The organism is Pseudomonas sp. OE 28.3 (genome assembly GCF_014268205.2).
Taxonomy (GTDB): domain Bacteria; phylum Pseudomonadota; class Gammaproteobacteria; order Pseudomonadales; family Pseudomonadaceae; genus Aquipseudomonas; species Aquipseudomonas edaphica.
The window spans coordinates 272,181-291,776 of the sequence record NZ_CP077082.1 but is presented as its reverse complement, the minus strand read 5'-3'; the positions used below and the strand labels follow the sequence as shown (position 1 = coordinate 291,776).

Annotated in this window: 20 protein-coding genes and 1 pseudogene; 9 read left to right on the top strand and 12 right to left on the bottom strand. The window is 60.6% G+C overall.

Annotation, left to right across the window (positions count from 1 at the left end):
• Window positions 1–6: 6 nt before the first annotated feature.
• On the bottom strand, window positions 7–936 hold the full coding sequence (locus HU759_RS01310) for a zinc ABC transporter substrate-binding protein (RefSeq protein WP_186618277.1): 930 nt from the start codon (window positions 934–936) through the stop codon (window positions 7–9).
• Between the two features lie 46 nt (window positions 937–982).
• Between HU759_RS01310 and HU759_RS01305 the strand changes: the two genes are divergently transcribed.
• From HU759_RS01305 to HU759_RS01290, 4 genes are read left to right on the top strand one after another with little or no spacing between them, the layout of a single operon-like run.
• Complete coding sequence (locus HU759_RS01305) at window positions 983–1,477, top strand: Fur family transcriptional regulator (protein WP_169987986.1); 495 nt, start codon at window positions 983–985, stop codon at window positions 1,475–1,477.
• Window positions 1,477–2,262, top strand: a complete 786-nt coding sequence (gene znuC, locus HU759_RS01300) for a zinc ABC transporter ATP-binding protein ZnuC (RefSeq protein ID WP_017139099.1) — start codon at window positions 1,477–1,479, stop codon at window positions 2,260–2,262. The genes HU759_RS01305 and znuC overlap by 1 nt, the downstream gene beginning before the upstream one ends.
• Window positions 2,255–3,043 (top strand): zinc ABC transporter permease subunit ZnuB, encoded by a 789-nt coding sequence (gene znuB / locus HU759_RS01295; protein ID WP_176992436.1) that lies wholly within the window; start codon window positions 2,255–2,257, stop codon window positions 3,041–3,043. The genes znuC and znuB overlap by 8 nt, the downstream gene beginning before the upstream one ends.
• Window positions 3,044–3,080: 37 nt before the next feature.
• Entirely contained in the window at window positions 3,081–3,800 is a 720-nt protein-coding gene (locus HU759_RS01290; protein ID WP_017139101.1) for a PA5502 family lipoprotein, read from the top strand.
• Window positions 3,801–3,901: 101 nt separating this feature from the next.
• On the opposite strand, the gene katE is transcribed toward HU759_RS01290, so the two are convergent.
• Window positions 3,902–6,043 (bottom strand): catalase HPII, encoded by a 2,142-nt coding sequence (katE, locus tag HU759_RS01285; RefSeq protein WP_017139102.1) that lies wholly within the window; start codon window positions 6,041–6,043, stop codon window positions 3,902–3,904.
• A gap of 265 nt (window positions 6,044–6,308) precedes the next feature.
• On the opposite strand from katE, the gene HU759_RS01280 reads away from it, so the two are divergent.
• From HU759_RS01280 to HU759_RS01270, 3 genes are read left to right on the top strand one after another with little or no spacing between them, the layout of a single operon-like run.
• Entirely contained in the window at window positions 6,309–7,316 is a 1,008-nt protein-coding gene (locus HU759_RS01280) for a methionine ABC transporter ATP-binding protein (protein WP_017139103.1), read from the top strand.
• Entirely contained in the window at window positions 7,316–7,990 is a 675-nt protein-coding gene (locus HU759_RS01275) for a methionine ABC transporter permease (RefSeq protein ID WP_017139104.1), read from the top strand. Before HU759_RS01280 ends, HU759_RS01275 begins: the two co-directional genes overlap by 1 nt.
• Before the next feature lie 50 nt (window positions 7,991–8,040).
• Window positions 8,041–8,814 (top strand): MetQ/NlpA family ABC transporter substrate-binding protein, encoded by a 774-nt coding sequence (locus tag HU759_RS01270; RefSeq protein WP_169987966.1) that lies wholly within the window; start codon window positions 8,041–8,043, stop codon window positions 8,812–8,814.
• 302 nt (window positions 8,815–9,116) lie between these two features.
• Here the strand turns inward: HU759_RS01270 and HU759_RS01265 are convergent.
• From HU759_RS01265 to HU759_RS01240, 6 genes and pseudogenes are all read right to left on the bottom strand, one after another.
• Window positions 9,117–9,443: pseudogene (locus HU759_RS01265) on the bottom strand (Bro-N domain-containing protein); the annotation flags it as partial.
• Between the two features lie 469 nt (window positions 9,444–9,912).
• Window positions 9,913–10,548, bottom strand: a complete 636-nt coding sequence (locus HU759_RS01260; protein WP_017137893.1) for an SCO family protein — start codon at window positions 10,546–10,548, stop codon at window positions 9,913–9,915.
• The gene (gene cyoE / locus HU759_RS01255) at window positions 10,545–11,444 is read right to left on the bottom strand and encodes a heme o synthase (RefSeq protein WP_186618276.1); all 900 of its coding nucleotides are present in this window, start codon (window positions 11,442–11,444) and stop codon (window positions 10,545–10,547) included. The genes HU759_RS01260 and cyoE overlap by 4 nt, the downstream gene beginning before the upstream one ends.
• Window positions 11,432–12,511 carry a COX15/CtaA family protein gene (locus tag HU759_RS01250; RefSeq protein ID WP_058420534.1) on the bottom strand — a complete coding sequence of 360 codons (1,080 nt, stop codon included), beginning with the start codon at window positions 12,509–12,511 and terminating at the stop codon, window positions 11,432–11,434. Before HU759_RS01250 ends, cyoE begins: the two co-directional genes overlap by 13 nt.
• A gap of 10 nt (window positions 12,512–12,521) precedes the next feature.
• Complete coding sequence (locus tag HU759_RS01245; RefSeq protein WP_170040732.1) at window positions 12,522–13,106, bottom strand: hypothetical protein; 585 nt, start codon at window positions 13,104–13,106, stop codon at window positions 12,522–12,524.
• Window positions 13,072–13,836 (bottom strand): SURF1 family protein, encoded by a 765-nt coding sequence (locus HU759_RS01240; protein WP_170040733.1) that lies wholly within the window; start codon window positions 13,834–13,836, stop codon window positions 13,072–13,074. Before HU759_RS01240 ends, HU759_RS01245 begins: the two co-directional genes overlap by 35 nt.
• Window positions 13,837–13,879: 43 nt before the next feature.
• Here HU759_RS01240 and HU759_RS01235 point away from each other — a divergent pair, with 43 nt between their 5' ends.
• On the top strand, window positions 13,880–14,083 hold the full coding sequence (locus HU759_RS01235) for a twin transmembrane helix small protein (protein ID WP_110623938.1): 204 nt from the start codon (window positions 13,880–13,882) through the stop codon (window positions 14,081–14,083).
• A 6-nt stretch (window positions 14,084–14,089) separates the two neighbouring features.
• On the opposite strand, the gene HU759_RS01230 is transcribed toward HU759_RS01235, so the two are convergent.
• The 4 genes from HU759_RS01230 to coxB all read right to left on the bottom strand — a co-directional run bounded on the left by HU759_RS01230 (window position 14,090) and on the right by coxB (window position 18,478).
• On the bottom strand, window positions 14,090–14,977 hold the full coding sequence (locus HU759_RS01230) for a cytochrome c oxidase subunit 3 (RefSeq protein WP_017137899.1): 888 nt from the start codon (window positions 14,975–14,977) through the stop codon (window positions 14,090–14,092).
• A gap of 35 nt (window positions 14,978–15,012) precedes the next feature.
• On the bottom strand, window positions 15,013–15,564 hold the full coding sequence (locus tag HU759_RS01225; protein WP_026013768.1) for a cytochrome c oxidase assembly protein: 552 nt from the start codon (window positions 15,562–15,564) through the stop codon (window positions 15,013–15,015).
• Between the two features lie 144 nt (window positions 15,565–15,708).
• A complete protein-coding gene (gene ctaD / locus HU759_RS01220) occupies window positions 15,709–17,292 on the bottom strand; it encodes a cytochrome c oxidase subunit I (protein ID WP_017137901.1) in 1,584 nt (527 codons plus the stop codon).
• 58 nt (window positions 17,293–17,350) lie between these two features.
• Window positions 17,351–18,478: a cytochrome c oxidase subunit II gene (gene coxB, locus HU759_RS01215; protein WP_186618275.1), complete on the bottom strand. Its 1,128-nt coding sequence runs from the start codon at window positions 18,476–18,478 to the stop codon at window positions 17,351–17,353.
• Between the two features lie 369 nt (window positions 18,479–18,847).
• Between coxB and HU759_RS01210 the strand changes: the two genes are divergently transcribed.
• Complete coding sequence (locus HU759_RS01210) at window positions 18,848–19,495, top strand: hypothetical protein (RefSeq protein WP_017137903.1); 648 nt, start codon at window positions 18,848–18,850, stop codon at window positions 19,493–19,495.
• The last annotated feature ends 101 nt before the right edge of the window (window positions 19,496–19,596 follow it).

Here is a 19,596-nt window from a genome sequence, read left to right as displayed (position 1 = left end):
TTGCAGTTAGAGTGACTCCAGGCACCCGGCCAAGTCATTCCCCAGCTTCTCCAGCACCTGCTCGTAACCCTGCGCCGTCGCCGGGGTATAACCGCCCAACGCATCCAGCTCCGCCAACTTCACCGGCAAACCCGCCACCAGTGTTTCGGCCAAACGCGGACGCAACGGCGGCTCGCTGAATACACAGGTTTTACCCACTTCCTGCAAACGCGTACGCATTGCCGCCACATGCTGGGCGCCCGGCTGCACTTCGGCGGCCACGCTGAACACGCCAGTGTGCTTGAGCCCGTAAGCGTCTTCGAAGTAGTCAAATGCCTCGTGGAATACGAAGTACGGCTTGTCGCCAACGCTGGACAGGCGCGCCTTCAATCGCGCATCCAACGCATCCAGACGCTCATCGAACGCCTTCACATTGCTCTGATAACGCGCAGCGTTGGCCGGGTCGGCAGTGCTGAGGTCAGACGCCATGCGCGCTGCGATCACGCGGGCATTGACCGTCGACAACCACAAGTGCGCATCCAGGCTGCCAGGGCGGTGATCGTGGTCGTGTTCGTCGGCATCATCGGCATGCGAGTGGCTATCTTCGGCGAACCGACGCAACTTCATCCCAGGCAAGTCTTGAACTGCCACGGTCGGCAGGCTACGCCCCTTGAGCACGCGTGGCAGGAAGCTTTCCATGTCCGCGCCGATCCAATACAGCAGGTCTACCGACTGCACGCGCCGTACGTCGGATGGGCGCAAGGCATAGTTATGCGGCGATGCGCCAGGCGGCAACAGCACCTCTGGAATCGCCACGCCGTCCTGCACAGCGGCGGCGATCAACTGCAACGGTTTGATGCTGGTCAGCACCTTGACCTCAGCCTGAGCGGCCCCGGTGATGAACAAACTGGTGACAAATACGACAAAAACGGGAAAAAGTCGGGACACGATGACCACTCAATGGCGTAGGAACAGGTAACATAATAACGTCTCTATCAAATGTCTGTCGCCGCTCATGCCTAAAACACCGCTTGCCAGCCGTCCCCACGACCACTCTCACTGCGTACACACCGCGCTGTCGGAGGCCGATACCCTGTGCGCGCAGAAAGGCTTGCGCCTGACCGCCCTGCGTCGTCGGGTGCTGGAGCTGGTGTGGCAAAGTCACAAGCCCCTGGGCGCCTACGACATTCTTGGCGTGCTCAGCGAGCAGGACGGCCGCCGCGCCGCGCCGCCGACGGTGTACCGCGCGCTGGACTTCCTGCTGGAAAACGGCCTGGTGCATCGCATCGCATCGCTCAACGCCTTTGTCGGCTGCAGCCACCCGGAACACGCGCACCAGGGCCAATTCCTGATCTGCCGCGAATGCCACGCCGCCATCGAGCTTGAACAAAAAAGCATCAGCGACGCCATCATCAAAAGCTCCGCCGACGTGGGCTTCAAGGTCGAAGGGCAAACGGTCGAAGTGGTCGGGCTCTGCTCCGGTTGCCAGGGGGCTTGATGAGCAACGCGTTAATCCGCCTGGAGCAGGTTGGGGTCACGTTCGCCGGGCAAAACGTACTGGATAACATCGCATTGAGCGTGGAGCCAGGGCAGATCGTGACGCTGATCGGCCCCAATGGCGCCGGCAAGACCACGCTGGTGCGCGCCGTGCTTGGCCTGCTCAAGCCCGACAGCGGCAGCGTGTGGCGCAAGCCCAAGCTGCGCGTCGGTTACATGCCGCAAAAATTACACGTCGATCCAACGCTGCCGCTGTCGGTACTGCGCTTCCTGCGCCTGGTGCCTGGCGTCGACCGCGCACGCGCACAAGCGGCGCTTAAGGAAGTCGGTGCCGAACAGGTTATCGACAGCCCGGTGCAGAGCATCTCCGGCGGCGAGATGCAGCGCGTACTGCTGGCGCGCGCCTTGTTGCGCGAACCCGAGCTACTGGTACTTGATGAACCCGTGCAAGGCGTGGATGTTGCCGGCCAGGCCGAGCTGTACAGCCTGATCACCCGCCTGCGTGACCGCCATGGCTGCGGCGTGCTGATGGTCTCCCACGACTTGCACCTGGTGATGAGCACCACGGATCAAGTGGTGTGCCTCAACCGCCACGTATGCTGCTCCGGCCACCCGGAACAGGTGAGCGGCGACCCGGCATTCGTCGAGCTGTTCGGCAAAAACGCGCAGAGCCTGGCGATCTATCACCACCATCACGATCACGCCCATGATTTGCATGGCGCTGTGGTCGACGATCCCGCTACGCCTCAACCCCACGTTCATGGAGATAGCTGCAAGCATGGCTGATTTTCTGCTCTACGCCCTGCTGGCAGGCTTGGCTTTGGCACTGGTGGCGGGCCCATTGGGCTCGTTCGTGGTCTGGCGGCGCATGGCCTACTTTGGCGACACGTTGTCGCATGCCGCGCTGCTGGGCGTGGCCATGGGCTTTCTGCTGGATGTGAGCCCGACCATCGCCGTCACTGTGGGCTGCCTATTACTGGCGGTGCTGCTGGTAACCCTGCAACAGCGCCAGCCGCTGGCCTCGGACACGCTGCTGGGCATTCTGGCGCCAAGCACGCTGTCGCTGGGCCTGGTGGTGCTGAGCTTCATGCATGAAGTACGCATCGACCTGATGGCCTACCTGTTCGGCGATTTGCTGGCGATCAGCCCCACTGACCTTGCCTGGATCCTCGGTGGCAGCGCCGCTGTGCTGGTGCTGCTGGTGGCCTTGTGGCGCCCGTTGCTGGCAATTACCGTGCACGAAGAGCTGGCCACCGTCGAAGGTTTGCCCGTACCGGCGCTGCGCATGACCCTGATGCTGTTGATCGCCGTGGTGATTGCTGTCGCAATGAAGATTGTCGGCGTATTGTTGATCACGTCGCTGCTGATCATTCCCGCAGCCGCCGCCCAGCGCCATGCCCGCTCACCGGAGCAGATGGCGGTCGGCGCCAGCCTGCTGGGCATGCTCGCCGTGTGCGGGGGCCTGGCGCTGTCCTGGTTCAAGGACACGCCGGCCGGGCCGTCGATTGTGGTCACGGCCGCCGCCCTGTTTCTGCTGAGTTTTGTCCTGCCCCGTCGAGGGGTGTAGACTTGCTCGCTTTTTGCGCAAATAGAGAGTCGCAGGAATGAAGCCGTTCAACTCCCGTTATCTGCTCCTTGCCGCATTTTCCCTGCTGCTGGGCGCCTGCCAAAGCACACCGCCCGCCGCCCCCGAGGCGCAGGACCCGCGTGCTGCGGCCATCGCGCAGCTGGAGCAAAACCTGGCCAGCAGTGAACTGGCCACCGCCGAAGACGAGCTGGCCGCATTACAGGCCCAGTCGCCCAACGACCCAGCCCTGGAAACCTACCAGCGCCAATTGGCCGAAGCCTACTTGCAACGCAGCCAGATCGTATTGCAAAAAGGTGATGTAAATGCCGCCGCTACGGCGTTAAGCCGCGCACGCGCCTTGATGCCCAAGGCTCCGGCGCTTACTGGCGGCGTCAACAGCGCCATCAGCCACGCCCGCAAAGCCGAGCTGGATAAAGCCGAAGCCGCCTTGAAAGCTGCCGAGGCCAAGCCACCCGCCAAGGTCATCGACCCGGCGGCTCAAAGCACCACGGTTGCGTTGAACCTCACCGATATTGAAGAACTTCGCCATCAGTTGGATGCGATCGCCACCGATGTGGTGAATTACCAGTGCGACGTGACCATTCAGGCGCCGCGCACCCAGGATTACCCATGGCTGGCCACACTGCTGACCAAACGGGTGAAGCGCATTGATTCGGCGTATGACCTGAAGATTCACCGGCAGATTGTGAAACACATCCCGGCGCAGGTTGTGTTGATTCCGCGCAAAACCGAGTAAAGCCATCGCAGGCAAGCCAGCTCCCACCTTTTGAACTGTGAATACAGTCAAATGTGGGATCTGGCTTGCCTGCGATAGCGGTCTAACAAACAACCCACTTCTTAAGCCGGAATCGCCTTGGCCTTAGGCTCCCGCGCCCACACCCGATGCTGCGCAATCGCCGCAAAGAATGCCTTGAACGCCTTGGCATCCGCTCCCACGATCAACCCCGCATCCGCCTCCAGCTTAAGCTGCTCCAGCAACGGCTTGGCATCACTGGCAAGCGCAATCGCCTTCAGATGCTTGTACGCCTCCAACAGGAAGTGCAACGCCACGCCGTCGCCACTCAAGGCCTTGATCGACTCTTTACCGCCCGGCACGAACACCGCATCAAACGCCACCGACGGCATGCCTTCCATCGACGCATCCACCGGCAGGCTCTTGCCATCCGCAGTCTTCACCGGTGCCGACGTCGGCCCCAGCACCTTGGCGTGCGCACCTTCGGCGGCCAGCGCTTTCTTCAACGCCGCAATCGCTGCGCCATCCACACCGTTAGCCGCAAGAATTGCGACTTTGCGTGTTTTGATGTCGCCCGACAGCAGGTTCACCTGGCTCAACGCCGGCGACTCTTTCAGCGACGTCTTGCGCGGCGGTACCGTGCCTTTGGTCGGCGCCGGCAGGCCGAGGTTCTGCGCAACGCGCTTGGCCAACTCCAGGTCGATATTGGCCAGAATCTCGTTGACCTGACGCGCGCGGATAAACTCACGCTCCACCTTGCCCAACTCGAAGCTGTAGGCCGCGATGATGTGCTCTTTCTCGTGGTGGCTCATGCTGTGGAAAAACAGCGTGGCTTGCGAGAAGTGGTCACCAAACGACTCACTGCGCTCACGTACCTTGTTGGCGTCGACGCGCTCGTAATAAGTCTCGAACCCGCCATCCTGAGCCGCCGCTGGCGTTTCTTTGGGCCAACCGCCATCAATCGAGTTCGGCTCGTAGGACGCACGGCCCTTATCGATCACGGTGCGGTGCTGGGCATCACGCTGGCCGTTATGGAAAGGCGTGACCGGCCGGTTGATCGGCAGCTCATGAAAATTCGGGCCACCGAGTCGGCTGATCTGCGTATCGGTGTAGGAAAACAGACGGCCTTGCAGCAGCGGGTCGTTGGTGAAGTCGATACCCGGCACGATATGGCCCGGGCAAAAGGCGACCTGCTCGACCTCGGCAAAGAAGTTGTCCGGGTTGCGGTTAAGCACCATTTTGCCTAGCGGCGTAATCGGCACCAGCTCTTCGGGAATGATCTTGGTCGGGTCAAGCAGGTCGAAGTCGAACTTGTGTTCGTCCTCTTCGGCAACGATTTGCACGCCCAACTCCCACTCAGGGTAGTCGCCGCCCTCGATCGCTTCCCACAGGTCGCGACGGTGGTGGTCGGTGTCTTTACCGGCAAGCTTTTGCGCTTCGTCCCACACCAGCGAGCAGGTGCCGACTTTCGGGTGCCAATGGAATTTCACAAAGCTGGACTTGCCTTCGGTATTGATCAACCGGAAGGTGTGAATACCAAAACCCTGCATGGAACGCAGGCTTTTTGGAATGGCACGGTCAGACATGGCCCACAGCACCATATGCGCCGATTCCGGCTGCAGCGAGACGAAATCCCAGAACGTATCGTGGGCCGAGCCGCCGGTAGGAATTTCGTTATGGGGCTCAGGTTTTACCGCATGCACAAAGTCCGGAAACTTGATCGCATCCTGGATGAAGAAGATCGGCATGTTGTTGCCCACCAGGTCGAAGTTGCCTTCGTCGGTGAAGAACTTCACGGCAAAGCCGCGTACGTCACGCACGGTATCGCCCGAACCACGCGGGCCTTGCACGGTGGAGAAGCGCACGAACACCGGGGTTTTATGCTCTGGGTTACGCAGGAACCCGGCCTTGCTCAGCGCAGAATGGTTCTTATAGGTCTGGAAATAACCATGGGCGCCAGTGCCACGGGCATGCACGATGCGCTCCGGGATACGCTCATGGTCAAAGTGCGTGATTTTTTCACGCATGATGAAGTCTTCCAGCAGCGAGGGGCCACGGGCGCCGACTTTAAGGGTGTTCTGGTTATCGGAAATCTTTACGCCTTGGTTGGTGCGCAGCGCCTGGCCGGTCGCATCGGAGCGAAATTCTTCCAGGGCCTGCAGCTTGGCGTTGGTGTTGCCACGGTCCAGGGTATCGGTGCCCGCAAGCTCACTCTTAGGCGGGGTGGCTGGCTTCTTGGTACTCATCAGTCAAAACTCCTTATTCAAAGTGGCCAGAGCGGTCCCCGGCTCGTTTGAGCAAACCCCCAGGCACGGCACCTGGGAAATTGAGTTGCTTAAGTAGTGACTGATGGGGTTTTGGGCCGTTCCTTTTTTATGACCTTTGATCGCGTTATTGCCAAATCGCTGGTTGAATGCGAAATAAATGCTAAGAAACGCTATACGGACAGGCTAAAATGCGCGCCCGGCTAACCGCTGATCCCTTTTCAATGCGCCCCACAAGGTTCGCTACGTGATCGAGTTTCATAACGTCCATAAAACCTACCGCGTCGCCGGTAAGGAAATCCCCGCCCTGCACCCCACCAGCCTGCGCGTCGAAAACGGCCAGGTGTTCGGCCTGATTGGCCACTCCGGTGCGGGCAAAAGTACCCTGCTGCGCCTGATCAATCGCCTGGAGCAGCCAAGCGGCGGTCAGATCAACGTCGACGGTGAGGAAGTCACCGCCCTGGACGCCAACGGCCTGCGCCGTTTTCGCCAGCAAGTGGGGATGATCTTCCAGCACTTCAACCTGCTGGCGTCCAAGACCGTTGCCGACAACGTGGCATTGCCGCTGACCCTGGCCGGCGAATTGTCGCGTAAAGACATCGACCTGCGCGTGGCTGAACTGCTCGCCCGCGTGGGCCTGTCGGACCATGCCAAGAAGTACCCGGCGCAGTTGTCCGGCGGCCAGAAGCAGCGCGTCGGCATCGCCCGCGCCCTGGCGACCAAGCCAAAAATTCTGCTGTGCGACGAAGCCACCAGCGCCCTCGACCCGCAGACCACCGCCTCGGTGCTCAAATTGTTGGCCGAGATCAACCGCGAGTTGAAGCTGACCATCGTGCTGATCACCCATGAAATGGACGTGATCCGCCGCGTGTGCGACCAGGTCGCCGTGATGGACGCCGGCGTGATCGTCGAGCAAGGCTCGGTGGCCGAGGTGTTCCTGCACCCCAAGCACCCGACCACCAAGCGCTTTGTGCAAGAAGCCGAGCAAGTCGATGAAGGCGAGCAGCGTGATGTGTTTGCCCATGTACCGGGCCGCATCGTGCGCCTGACGTTCCAGGGCGAAGCGACCTACGCGCCATTGCTGGGGACCGTCGCCCGCGAAACGGGAGTGGACTACAGCATCCTTGCCGGTCGCATCGACCACATCAAAGATACACCCTACGGGCAACTGACCCTGGCCATCACCGGCGGTGACATGGAAGCGGCCTTCGCCCGCTTTACCGCAGCCGATGTGCATATGGAGGTCCTGCGTTAATGGACGTGTTACTGCATTACTTCGACAAAGTTGACTGGGCCGACATCTGGGTTGCCACCGGCGACACCATGCTGATGCTCAGCACCTCGCTGGTGTTCACCGTACTGGTTGGCTTGCCGCTGGGCGTTCTGCTGTTTCTGTTCAGCCCACGTCAGTTGCTCGAGCAGAAAGCCACCTATGGCGTGCTGGCATTTATCGTCAACGCCATACGCTCTCTGCCGTTTATCATTCTGCTGATTGTGATGATCCCTACGACGATCTTTATCACCGGCACTTCGCTCGGTGTGGCCGGCGCGATTCCACCTTTGGTGGTGGGCGCTTCGACGTTCTTCGCGCGCCTGGTGGAAACCGCATTGCGCGAGGTGGATCGCGGCATCATCGAGGCGACTCAAGCCATGGGCGCCACCACTCGGCAGATCATCACCAAGGCACTGCTGCCCGAGGCTAAACCCGGCATCATTGCGGCCATCACCGTCACCGCTATTGCTCTGGTGGGTTACACCGCCATGGCAGGCGTCGTGGGTGCTGGCGGGCTGGGCGACCTGGCGATCCGCTATGGTTACCAACGTTTCCAGGACGACGTGATGGTCGTCACCGTGGTGATGTTGATTGTGCTGGTACAGATTCTGCAAACCATCGGCGATAAGCTGGTGACACACTACTCTCGAAAATAACGGCCATTGCCGGCCCCCGCCGGCACATGCCCGAACAAGGAGCTTGTTGGATGAAAAAACTACTGGTTGCTTTCGCCGCCGTTGCCGCGTTTTCTGCCCACGCTGCCGAGACTATTACAGTCGCTGCATCGCCGGTGCCCCACGCGGAAATCCTCGAATTCGTGAAGCCTGCACTCGCCAAAGAAGGCGTTAATTTGCAGGTCAAAGTCTTCACCGACTACGTGCAGCCGAACGTACAAGTGGCTGAAAAACGCCTGGACGCCAACTTCTTCCAGCACCAGCCGTACCTGGATGAGTTCAACAAAACCAAGGGCACTCACCTGGTAAGCGTTGCCGCGGTACACCTGGAGCCACTGGGCGCCTACTCCAGCAAGTACAAAAAGCTGGAAGACCTGCCAAGCGGCGCCAACGTCGTGATCCCGAACGACGCCACCAACGGCGGTCGCGCCCTGCTGCTGCTGGCCAAGCACAACCTGATAACCCTGAAGGACCCGACCAACATCCTGTCGACCATCAAGGACATCAGCGGCAACCCAAAAAACCTGAAATTCCGCGAACTGGAAGCCGCCACCCTGCCGCGCGTGCTGACCCAGGTCGACCTGGCGCTGATCAACACCAACTACGCCCTGGAAGCCAAGCTGGACCCATCCAAGGATGCGCTGGTGATCGAAGGCAACGACTCGCCTTACGTGAACATCCTGGTGACCCGCGACGACAACAAGGATTCGGACGCGGTGAAGAAGCTGGTTGCAGCCCTGCACACGCCAGAAGTGAAAGCGTTCATTCTTGAGAAGTACAAAGGCGCGATTCTGCCGGCGTTCTGATCCAGAGCTACACCGTAAACCTAATGTGGGAGCGGGCTTGCCCGCGATAGCAGAGTGTCAGTCGCCGAAGATGTTGACTGGCCTGCCGCTATCGCAGGCAAGCCAGCTCCCACATTTGTTTTGTGTTGTGATCGTTCCCACGCTCCGCGTGGGAATGCAGCCCGGGACGCTCTGCGTCCCGCTTCTGAGGCCGCGACGCAGAGCGTCACAGGAGGCATTCCCACGCAGAGCGTGGGAACGATCATTTGCGCTGGAGTAAAACCGGCAACTCAGCCACCAGCTTTGTGTGGCTTTTGCTATCAGCGCAGGGCTGGCACCACCTCATGGGTCAACCATTGGCGCAGGCACCGATTCTCCGGGTAGTAGTGGTAGATAAGCAGCGCGTAGACGCCAGACTCACTGACCATCAACGTCGGCGCACAGTGGCCATGAGTGATCAGCGCCAGGGTGTGTTGTTGGTCGGGATCGAGCTTGCGCAGTAGCGCAGGGTTCAGGTGCAGGCCCATCAGGTGGCCGATGTCGCAGGCGCTGAACCATGGCTGGTTGTCTATCAACACAGCGTGCAGCTGGTGATGGTGGCGGGTGAAGACTTTGGGTGTGATCGGTGGATCAGGGGTAAGTGATTGCATTGGGACAACTCCGGGTATGAACAGGAGCTGCCAACAGCCTTCCTACGGGCATGGGTGGCAGCCATACGCGGGGTAGGAACCGAGTACCCAGGGATCTCAGCCACGTCGAAACGTGCCCGCGCATAGCCGCCGCGACTGATAGTACGGGCACAAAAAAAACGCCGCAATCAGACGGTGGCGCTATGACGCCAAGGGTACATAAAAGGGTTCCTACGCCCTGTCACTGAATTTGCAGCGACAGGCCAAAGACTAGCCACCCCAAGACCGTCCAACAAGTTCACGCACAGCGCGACAACACGTGGGAAATCTCCGACGACACCCTGTTCAAACCTTGCACAAAACCACTGTGGGAGCTGGCTTGCCTGCGATGGCGGTGGGTCAGCAACTGAGATGCAAGCAGGCCCACCGCTATCGCAGGCAAGCCAGCTCCCACAGGTTATTTGTGTTGTTGGTTAGCTTGGTGATTGGCCTACTTGCGCTGTAGCAAACCCGGCAACTGCGCCACCAGCTTTTGATTATTCAACGGCGCACGAATAAACCCACGCTGCGTGCCGTCCGGGCCGATCAGCGCCAGGTTGCCGCTGTGGTCCACGGTGTAGTTGGGTTTGCTGGTATCGGCCGGAATAAACGGAATGCTCACCGCATTCGAGACCTTCTGCACATCCGCTACATTCGCGCCGGTCAGGCCTTCGAATTGCGGGTCGAAGTAGCCCAGGTACTGCTTGAGCTGGGTCGGCGTGTCGCGGTTCGGGTCAACGCTGACCAGGATCACCTGCAACTTATCCACCGCCTCTTTAGGCAGCTCGCTCTTGATCTGGCGCAGTTGCGCGAGGGTGGTCGGGCAGATGTCGGGGCAGAAGGTGTAACCGAAGAACAGCAGGCTCCATTTGCCTTTCAACTCGTTGACCACCACCGGCTGGCCGTCCTGATTGGTCATGGTCACCGGCGGCAGCTGGCGGCTTTGCGGCAGCAGGATAATGCCAGCGTCGATCAGTGCGGTAGGGTCGCCCTGGCCTTTGCCGCTGAGCACTTTGTTAACGGTCAGGCCCATGATCAACGCGACGATGGCCACCAGGATAAAGACGGTTTTTTGAGTTCGAGTCATAGGTTCAACAATAGGTAGTGGTCGACGAGCAGCGCGATAAACAGCAGCAGCAAGTACCAGATAGAGTACTTGAAGGTGTTGATCGCCGCGTGCGGCTTGCTGCCACGGTACAGCACCCAGGCCCATTGCAGAAAGCGCCCGCCCAATACCAGCGCACACGCCAGGTACAGCAGGCCGCTCATATGGATCACATAGGGCATGAAGCTCACCGCCAGCAGGGCGAAGGTGTAGAGCAGGATATGCACCTTGGTGTAGTGCTCGCCGTGGGTGACCGGCAGCATCGGGATATCGGCCTTGGCGTATTCCTCTTTGCGGTGAATGGCCAGGGCCCAGAAGTGCGGCGGGGTCCAGGCGAAGATGATCAGCACCAGCAGCAGCGGCTCGGCGCTGACATGCCCGGTAACCGCGACCCAGCCGAGCAGCGGCGGCGCCGCACCGGCCAGGCCGCCGATCACGATATTTTGTGGCGTGGCACGCTTGAGAAAACCGGTGTAGATCACCGCGTAACCCAGCAATGAGGCCAACGTGAGCCAGGCCGCCAACGGGTTGGTGAACGCCAGCAACAAGGCCAAACCTGCAATAGCCAGAAACAATGCAAACGCCAATGCCGCCACGGGTGACACGCGCCCTTCTGCCAAGGGCCGTTTATGCGTGCGCGCCATCACCGCATCAATGCGCCGATCCACCACATGGTTGACCGCCGCCGCACCTCCGGCGCACAGGGCAATGCCCAAATTGCCGAACACCAGCACCGTCCACGGCACCCCGGCGCGGGTCGCGAGGAACATGCCCACCAAGGAGGTGATGAGCATCAGCACCACCACTTTCGGCTTGGTCAGCTCCAAATAGTCCCGCCAGATCGCCTGATCGTGACGCGCGCCGATCAAGGTCGCCATGGCATTTCTCCTTTTAGGGTGATGAGACCCGATACGTGTTTGCGCGGGATAAAACGCCAGCCAAACGGCAACTGATTGCGCACCCGGACCAGGCTGGTACGGGCGTGGTAGTTGACCAGCACCAGCGTCAGCAATAACCCCGCCCCACCGGCGTTGTGCCCGACCGCCACCGGCAGCGGCAAGCCGAACGCCACATTGCTCACGCCCAGGCAGATTTGCGCCGCGAGGGCGATCAGCAGCAGGCCCGACAGCCGCGTCATGCCCACGGCGCGCAATTGCCAGGCCAGCCCCAGCAGCACCAGCGTCACCAGCACCGCGCCGATGCGATGGGTCAGGTGGATGGCCGTGCGCGCCTCACTGTCGAGCTGGCCGCCGAGGTAATTGGGGCCGATATGCTGGGTGAGGTGAAACCCGTTGGCAAAGTCCGCCGCCGGCCACCACTCGCCATGACACGTCGGCAGGTCGACACAGGCCACCGCCGCGTAGTTTGAACTGACCCAACCGCCCAGCGCGATCTGCCCGATCACCAGCACCAGGCCCGCCGTGGCCCAATATTGCAGGCGCTTGGGCACGATCAAAGCGGGCAACACGCCGGACAGTCGCAAGGTGAGCAGAAACAGCAGGCTCAAGGTTGCAAAGCCGCCAAGCAAATGCCCCGTGACCACTTGCGGCCACAACTTCAGCGTCACCGTCCACATACCGAACGCCGCCTGGGCAAACACCACCGCCAACACAAACAGCGGCAGTTTCACTGGCTGCCCCGGATCACGCCGATGGCTCCACGAGCGCGCCGCCAGCAGCACGATCAGCAAGCCCAAGGTGCCGGCGAAGTAGCGATGGGTCATCTCGGCCCAGCCCTTGTCGGCTTCTACCGGCGTATCGGGAAAATGCAGCTCGGCATGCGCCAGCTGGGCTTCGCTTTGCGGCACGCTGATAAACCCGTAGCAGCCCGGCCAGTCCGGGCAGCCGAGGCCAGCGTGGGTCAGGCGCGTGTAGGCGCCGAGCAGCACGACCAGCAGCGCCAGCAAGGTGGCAAACAACGCGAGGCGAAATCCAGGTTTGGCCATGACGATGCCCTTATCCGATGTTCGACAGTTTCAGCAGCAGGCGCAGGTCGTTGAGCAGGTCCTTGCCCTTGACCTTGGCGTCGTAGCGCAGCACCAGGTTGCCGTGCGGGTCGACGATCCACAGTTGCGCCTCACCCGGCGCGGCCGCGTTTTTACTGAAGGTAGTCAGATCCAGCGGGTAGCGCTGCAGTTGTGGGTATTCGGCCTTGAGCTTGGCGTCGTAATCCGTGCTCATCGGCTGCGCGCTGGCCAGGGCATGGCTGGCGCGAGAGGCATCGCGGCCCAGGCTGATTTGCAGCTGGCGCGCCAGATACACCAGTTGCTGGCACTCAGCGGCGCAGGCGGTGGGCGCGGTAACCAACAGTTGCCAGCGATCTTCATCGGCCTGCACGCCGATGTCGGCGCGGGTCTGGCCGTTGCCGATCATCTCGCCGTGGTAACTGCGGCTGTCGGGCACCCAGAACTGCAACTTGTACATAAAGGTGGCCAGCGCCATTGGGCCGATCACCATCATCAGGATCAGAATCAGCTGCCAGCGGCCTTTGCGCCGGTCGGGCGCCTCAGACGTGCTGGGTGGATTCATGGCCGCTCCCATGGAGTTTCTCCTTTTTGTTATGCCATCCGAGGTAGAGGTAAAGCGCCAGCAACGCCAGTGCCATGGCGAACCACTGCACGGCGTAGCCCAAGTGTTTTTCCGGGCCCATGGCGACCACCGGCCAGGTAGTGTCGTAGGTGCCGGGGCCAGGTTCGGCGCGCAACTCATAGGCGAAACCGCTGCGGCCCAACTCCGCCCAGAGCGCGGCGGGATGCAACGCAGTCAGCAAGCGCGGCCATTGCGTGGTGGCGGGGTCGGCGTGCAGTTGGAAGGTTTCGCCGGGCGCGATGTACACCCAGGCATCCAGATTCAGAGGTTGTTCAGGCGTGGTGAACACGGGCGGCGTGCGCCGGTCCGGCCACGGCAACCAGCCGCGATTGAGTAGCAGCCATTCGCCGCTGGCCTGGTCGTGAAAGGGCTGCAGGAGTTCAACACCGGCCTTGCCGTCGCGCATGCGGTTGTCGAGCAGCACGCTGTGCTCAGCATCGAACTGACCGCGCAGCCGCACGCGGCGGAAGGCCGGGTCGGCCATGCCATCAAGTTGCACGCTGCTGAGCGGCTCAGCCACACGCCGTTCGGCATAGCTGTCCACCAGCAGCTGTTTTTCATGCCCGCGAGCCAATTGCCAGAACCCCAGCCCAACCATCAACGGCAGCAGCACAAGCACCACCAGCGTGGGAGCGAGCCCTGGGCGAAAGTCTTTTATGGCGCTGGCTATACTTGTTTTCATTGCCCGCCTTTTCATTGCCCGCCCATCCGAATGGAACCTGACCATGCTCAAAGCAACCATTGCCCTGATGCTGATCGCGACTGTCGTGAGCCTGTTCAGTGGCTTGTTCTTTCTGGTCAAGGACGAGGGCAACTCCAACCGCCTCGTCACTGCCTTGACCGTGCGTGTTGTACTGGCCGCGATCACCGTGGGCTTGATCGCCTGGGGCTTTTTCAGCGGCCAGCTGGTCTCTCATGCACCGTGGTAAAACGCCTCACAGCACATAAACGAAGAAAAACAGGCCGATCCACACCACATCCACAAAGTGCCAGTACCAACTGGCCGCCTCAAAACCGAACTGGTGCTCGGCGTTGAAGTGCCCCTTGAGGATGCGCATCAGCATCACGAACAGAATGATGGTGCCGATGGTCACGTGGGCGCCGTGAAAGCCGGTGAGCATGAAGAACGTCGCGCCGTACACGCCCGAGCCAAGGGTCAGGCCCAGCTCTTTGTAAGCGTGCATGTACTCCTCGGCCTGAAAGCCCAAAAAGGCCCAACCCAGCAGCACCGTGAGCGCCAGCCAGATTTTCAGCGCGCCGCGATGGCCCTTGCGCAACGCGTGGTGGGCAATGGTGATGGTCACGCTGGAGCTGACCAGCAAGATCGTATTGACCAGCGGCAAGCCCCACGGGCTGATGGTGCCTTCGGGCGGCGGGTACATTTTCGGGTCAGGGTTGTTGAGCAACGGCCAGGCAAATTCGAAGTTCGGCCACAGCATGTGCGCGACGCCCTTGGAGCCTTCGCCCGCCAGCCATGGCGCGGACATATGCCGCACATAAAACAGCGCGCCGAAGAACGCGATAAAGAACATCACCTCGGAAAAGATGAACCAAGTCATGCCCCAGCGAAATGAGCGATCCATCTGCGGGCTGTACAAACCCGCGCGGCTTTCCTTGATCACCGCGCCGAACCAGCCGAACAGCATGTAGGCCAGCAACAGCCCGCCGACGAAAAAGATCCACGGGCCGTGGGATTCCGGGCGCGCCGCTTTGAGGTCGTTGAACCACACGGCCAGGCCGTACACCGTGATCAACATGCCAAACGTAGCAATTATTGGCCATTTGCTTTGCGCTGGTACGTAGTACGTATCATGAGACGACATGTATTCGCTCTCCTGATTGAGGGGGCAAACAGTAGCTAGCCGCCGGTATGGACGGCCACCGGCGGTTGGCGCGCAGTGATGTCAAACAGCGTGTATGCCAGGGTCAAATGCTTCACATCCTTGGGCATGGCGCGATCGACGATAAAGCGCACGGGCATTTCTATGCGCTGACCTGGCTGCAGCACTTGCTGGGTGAAGCAAAAACACTCGGTCTTGTGGAAATACATCGCCGCTTCGGCCGGGGAAATACTCGGTACGGCCTGGGCGGTCATGGGTTTATCTGTGGGGTTGTAGGCCACGAACAGCATCTCGGTGACAGCGCCAGGGTTGACCACGACCTCATCGGCTTTGGAGTGGAATTCCCAGACCATGTCGATGGCATTGGTGGACATGAACTGCACGCGCACCTGGCGCGTAGGGTCCACCACCTGCTCGCCTTCGTACTGCCCGGCGGTCTTGCCGTTGATGCCAAACGCCTTGCACATCACGTCGTAGATCGGCACCAGGGCAAAGCCGAAGGCGAACATGGCCACGACCAGGATCAGCAGGCGGGTGACCAGGCGCTTGATGGGGACGGACTCAAGCATGGCGCTCACCCGCTTCTGGTTTTTCTGTGGGAGCTGGCTTGCCTGCGATGAGGCCCTGGCAGGCAATACATTCTGTGCCTGACACACCGCTATCGCAGGCAAGCCAGCTCCCACAGGAGACCGAGTCGACCTGCATCAAGGCGTTCACTTGACCTCCGGCGGCGTCGTAAACGTGTGATACGGCGCAGGCGAGGGGATGCTCCATTCCAGGCCTTCGGCGCCATCCCACGGCTTGGCCGGCGCCGGCGGGCCGCCACGGATGCACTTGATCACGATAAACAGGAAGAAGATCTGCGTGGCGCCAAACATGAACGCGCCAATCGAGGAGACCATGTTGAAGTCGGCGAACTGCAGGTTGTAGTCCGGCACCCGGCGCGGCATGCCCGCCAGGCCGACAAAGTGCATCGGGAAGAACGCCATGTTCATGCCCACAAAGGACAGCCAGAAGTGCAGCTTGCCCAGGGTTTCGTCGTACATGTGGCCGGTCCATTTCGGCAGCCAGTAGTAGGCCGAGGCGAAGATGCCGAAGATCGCCCCGGGCACCAATACGTAATGGAAGTGCGCCACCACAAAGTAGGTGTCGTGGTACTGGAAGTCCGCCGGGGCAATTGCCAGCATCAGCCCGGAGAAACCGCCAATGGTGAACAGAATCACAAAAGCCACGGCAAACAACATCGGTGTCTCGAAAGTCAGCGAGCCTTGCCACATGGTGCTCACCCAGTTGAACACCTTCACGCCCGTGGGCACCGCGATCAGCAGCGTGGCGTACATGAAGAACAGCTCGCCCACCAGCGGAATACCCACCACGAACATGTGGTGCGCCCACACGATAAACGACAGAAACGCGATGCTCGCCGTGGCGTAGACCATCGAGGTGTAGCCGAACAGCGGCTTGCGCGAGAAGGTCGGGATGATCGAGCTGACGGCGCCAAACGCCGGCAGGATCATGATGTACACCTCGGGGTGGCCGAAAAACCAGAACACATGCTGGAACAGCACCGGGTCACCGCCACCGGCCGCACTGAAGAAGCTGGTGCCGAAGTGGATGTCCATCAACATCATGGTCACGCAACCAGCCAGCACCGGCATCACCGCGATGAGCAGGAAGGCGGTAATCAGCCAGGTCCATACGAACAGCGGCATTTTCATCAAGGTCATGCCAGGCGCGCGCAGGTTGAGAATGGTGGCGACCACGTTGATCGCGCCCATGATCGAGCTGATGCCCATCAGGTGAATGGCAAAGATGAAGAACGTCACGCTTTCCGGCGCGTAGGTGGTGGAGAGTGGGGCGTAGAAGGTCCAGCCGAAATTCGGCCCGCCGCCCGGCGTGAACAGCGTCGAGACCAGCAGCAGGAACGCTGCCGGCAGCAGCCAGAAACTGAAGTTGTTCATGCGCGGCAAGGCCATGTCCGGCGCGCCGATCATCAGCGGGATCATCCAGTTGGCCAGGCCGACAAACGCCGGCATCACCGCGCCAAACACCATGATCAGGCCGTGCATGGTGGTCATCTGGTTGAAGAACGCCGGCTGCACGATTTGCAGGCCTGGCTGGAACAACTCGGCGCGGATCACCATGGCGAACGAACCGCCGAGCAGAAACATGGTGAAGGCGAACCACAGGTACATGGTGCCGATGTCTTTGTGGTTGGTGGTCAGCACCCAGCGCATCAAGCCTTTGGCGGGGCCGTGGGCATGGTCCGCATGACCATGGTCGATCACAGTGCTCATGGCCGTTCTCCTGCAAAGGAATGGGCTGTGCGGTTCAGGGCATACGCAGTTGAGGCCGTCATTTGCTTTCCGCCTGTTTCAGAGCCAGCACGTCTTTGGGCGTGACCATGTCGCCTTTGTTGTTGCCCCAGGCGTTGCGCTCGTAGGTGACCACGGCGGCGATATCGACTTCCGACAGCTGTTTGCCGAACGCCGCCATGGCGGTGCCGGGCTTGCCGAAGTACACGCGGTGCAGGTGGTCTTCTTTGGCGCCGGTGGCAATTGGCGAGCCTTTGAGCGCCGGGAACATCGGCGGCAAGCCCTGGCCTTCGGCCTGGTGACAGGCCACGCAGGTGGTGTGGTAAACCTTGTCGCCACGGGCCACCAGCTCGTCCAGCGTCCACTCTTTGGACGTCAGCTCCTTGAGCTTGGCGGCCTCTGCCTTGCGCTCGCCCAGCCAGTTGTCGTAGTCGGCCTTGGATTTGACCTCGACCACAATCGGCATGAAGCCGTGATCCTTACCGCACAGCTCGGCGCACTGGCCACGGTAGATACCGGGCTTCTCGACACGGGTCCAGGCCTCGTTGACGAAGCCGGGGATCGCATCGCGCTTGACCGCAAAGGCCGGCACCCACCAGGAGTGGATCACGTCGGCGGCCGTCACCAGAAAGCGCACCTTGGCGCCCACCGGCAGCACCAGCGGCTGGTCGACTTCGAGCAAGTAGTGCTCGCCCTTGGTGGCCTGGTTATGGATCTGCTCGGCGGGCGTGGCCAGGTTGCTGAAGAACTCCACGTCCTGGCCCAGGTATTTGTAGTGCCACTTCCACTGATAGCCGGTGACCTGGATATCGATATCCGACTCACTGCTGTCGTAGATATTGATCAGGGTTTTGGTCGCCGGAATGGCCATGGCCACCAGGATCAGCAAGGGCACTACGGTCCAGAGAATTTCCACGGTGGTGCTCTCGTGGAACTTGGCCGCCACCTGGCCCGTAGACCGGCGGTGCAGGATCATCGACCAGAACATCGCGCCAAACACGACGATGCCGATCACCACACAGATCCAGAAAATGGTCATGTGCAGGTCAAACACGGCGTGACTGACTTCAGTAGCCCCTGGCGCCATATTCGTTGTCCAGGCGGCTTGCGCCTGGCCGAATACTGACCACAACAGTAGGCCCATCCAAACGTGTGGATGTCGCGTCATTGCGGGTTCCCCTTTATGTTTCTTGTTATCCCGCCGGTTTGCACCTGCGGCGAAGGGAGCGGCTTCCATACTGCTTACAACCGCCAAGCCTTGCCTGCGTCATGCAGTTGGGCGTCATCAGCTAATTGCGTACAAATCCGAGTATAGACAGCCGGGGCGACCCCGCAATGTGTAGGGGCAAATGAGCAAAAACAGACGGGCGGACCCAATAAAACCGGGCGCGCAAACGTTTATCCGACGAACGATGGCATTTCGATATAACGCACACGCATAACCATGAAATAATTATGACAAATGCGTCTTAGGCGCTCGTATAAACGAGCTACCTTATCCTCTCCCTTTTCCTACGCCTGTTTCACTGGAGCCTTCATGAACACCGCCGCATTGCGCGAGCAGATTTTCCGTGCCCATCAACACGAAGCCACTACGGGCCAGCTTGCCCAGCAACTGGAAAAACAATTGCCGCACCTGCATTCGGCCATCTCCCTGGCTGACGGTGATCGCAACATTGTCATGACCCGCTTTGTCACCGCCTACATCGAACTGGTTCCGGACTTGCTCGAAGCCGCCAACGATGTGGCCCGCGAAGCCGGTATCGAAAGCCAGATCAAACCGGTGTTGAAAATCGCCGAGCATTTCTTCCTGCAGCCGCCTGCGATCCTGGCCGGCCATGAAGGCCTGGACGGCTTGCTGGATGAGGCCTACCTGGCTCACCGCTTGGTTGAAGAGGTCAACGACCTGTATATCAAGCATTTCGGCCAGCCATTGATTCCGGCGGATACCACTGTGGCTAACTTGATTGCCCATCAACTGATTGGTGAAACATTTGCCAATCAGTTGGATGAAGCCGTGCACTTGGCGGTAGATGAAATGCTCAACGAGGAGAGCTTTGCGCTGGAGTCGGTCGAGGCGTATCGCGAACAGCTGAAAAGCCCGCAAACGGAAGCGGCGTGGAAGCGCTGGCCGTGCCTGTCGCGGCAGCTGGGCGTTGAGTTATCGCTGGATCAGCCAGCCTGATTTTCCGAGTGAACATAGAACCACTGTGGGAGCCGGGCTTGCCCGCGATGGCGGAGTGTCAGTCAGCACATTAGCTGGCTGACCCACCGCCATCGCGGGCA

What these genes read in the sequence shown, in the direction of transcription:
- coxB (WP_186618275.1), bottom strand. Translation starts at nt 18,478, where the DNA reads ATGACGCGACATCCACACGTTTGGATGGGCCTACTGTTGTGGTCAGTA.
- HU759_RS01275 (WP_017139104.1), top strand. Translation starts at nt 7,316, where the DNA reads ATGGACGTGTTACTGCATTACTTCGACAAAGTTGACTGGGCCGACATC.
- HU759_RS01270 (WP_169987966.1), top strand. Translation starts at nt 8,041, where the DNA reads ATGAAAAAACTACTGGTTGCTTTCGCCGCCGTTGCCGCGTTTTCTGCC.
- cyoE (WP_186618276.1), bottom strand. Translation starts at nt 11,444, where the DNA reads ATGGCGACCTTGATCGGCGCGCGTCACGATCAGGCGATCTGGCGGGAC.
- HU759_RS01235 (WP_110623938.1), top strand. Translation starts at nt 13,880, where the DNA reads ATGCTCAAAGCAACCATTGCCCTGATGCTGATCGCGACTGTCGTGAGC.
- HU759_RS01240 (WP_170040733.1), bottom strand. Translation starts at nt 13,836, where the DNA reads ATGAAAACAAGTATAGCCAGCGCCATAAAAGACTTTCGCCCAGGGCTC.
- HU759_RS01230 (WP_017137899.1), bottom strand. Translation starts at nt 14,977, where the DNA reads ATGTCGTCTCATGATACGTACTACGTACCAGCGCAAAGCAAATGGCCA.
- znuB (WP_176992436.1), top strand. Translation starts at nt 2,255, where the DNA reads ATGGCTGATTTTCTGCTCTACGCCCTGCTGGCAGGCTTGGCTTTGGCA.
- HU759_RS01225 (WP_026013768.1), bottom strand. Translation starts at nt 15,564, where the DNA reads ATGCTTGAGTCCGTCCCCATCAAGCGCCTGGTCACCCGCCTGCTGATC.
- ctaD (WP_017137901.1), bottom strand. Translation starts at nt 17,292, where the DNA reads ATGAGCACTGTGATCGACCATGGTCATGCGGACCATGCCCACGGCCCC.
- znuC (WP_017139099.1), top strand. Translation starts at nt 1,477, where the DNA reads ATGAGCAACGCGTTAATCCGCCTGGAGCAGGTTGGGGTCACGTTCGCC.
- katE (WP_017139102.1), bottom strand. Translation starts at nt 6,043, where the DNA reads ATGAGTACCAAGAAGCCAGCCACCCCGCCTAAGAGTGAGCTTGCGGGC.
- HU759_RS01245 (WP_170040732.1), bottom strand. Translation starts at nt 13,106, where the DNA reads ATGGGAGCGGCCATGAATCCACCCAGCACGTCTGAGGCGCCCGACCGG.
- HU759_RS01290 (WP_017139101.1), top strand. Translation starts at nt 3,081, where the DNA reads ATGAAGCCGTTCAACTCCCGTTATCTGCTCCTTGCCGCATTTTCCCTG.
- HU759_RS01250 (WP_058420534.1), bottom strand. Translation starts at nt 12,511, where the DNA reads ATGGCCAAACCTGGATTTCGCCTCGCGTTGTTTGCCACCTTGCTGGCG.
- HU759_RS01210 (WP_017137903.1), top strand. Translation starts at nt 18,848, where the DNA reads ATGAACACCGCCGCATTGCGCGAGCAGATTTTCCGTGCCCATCAACAC.
- HU759_RS01260 (WP_017137893.1), bottom strand. Translation starts at nt 10,548, where the DNA reads ATGACTCGAACTCAAAAAACCGTCTTTATCCTGGTGGCCATCGTCGCG.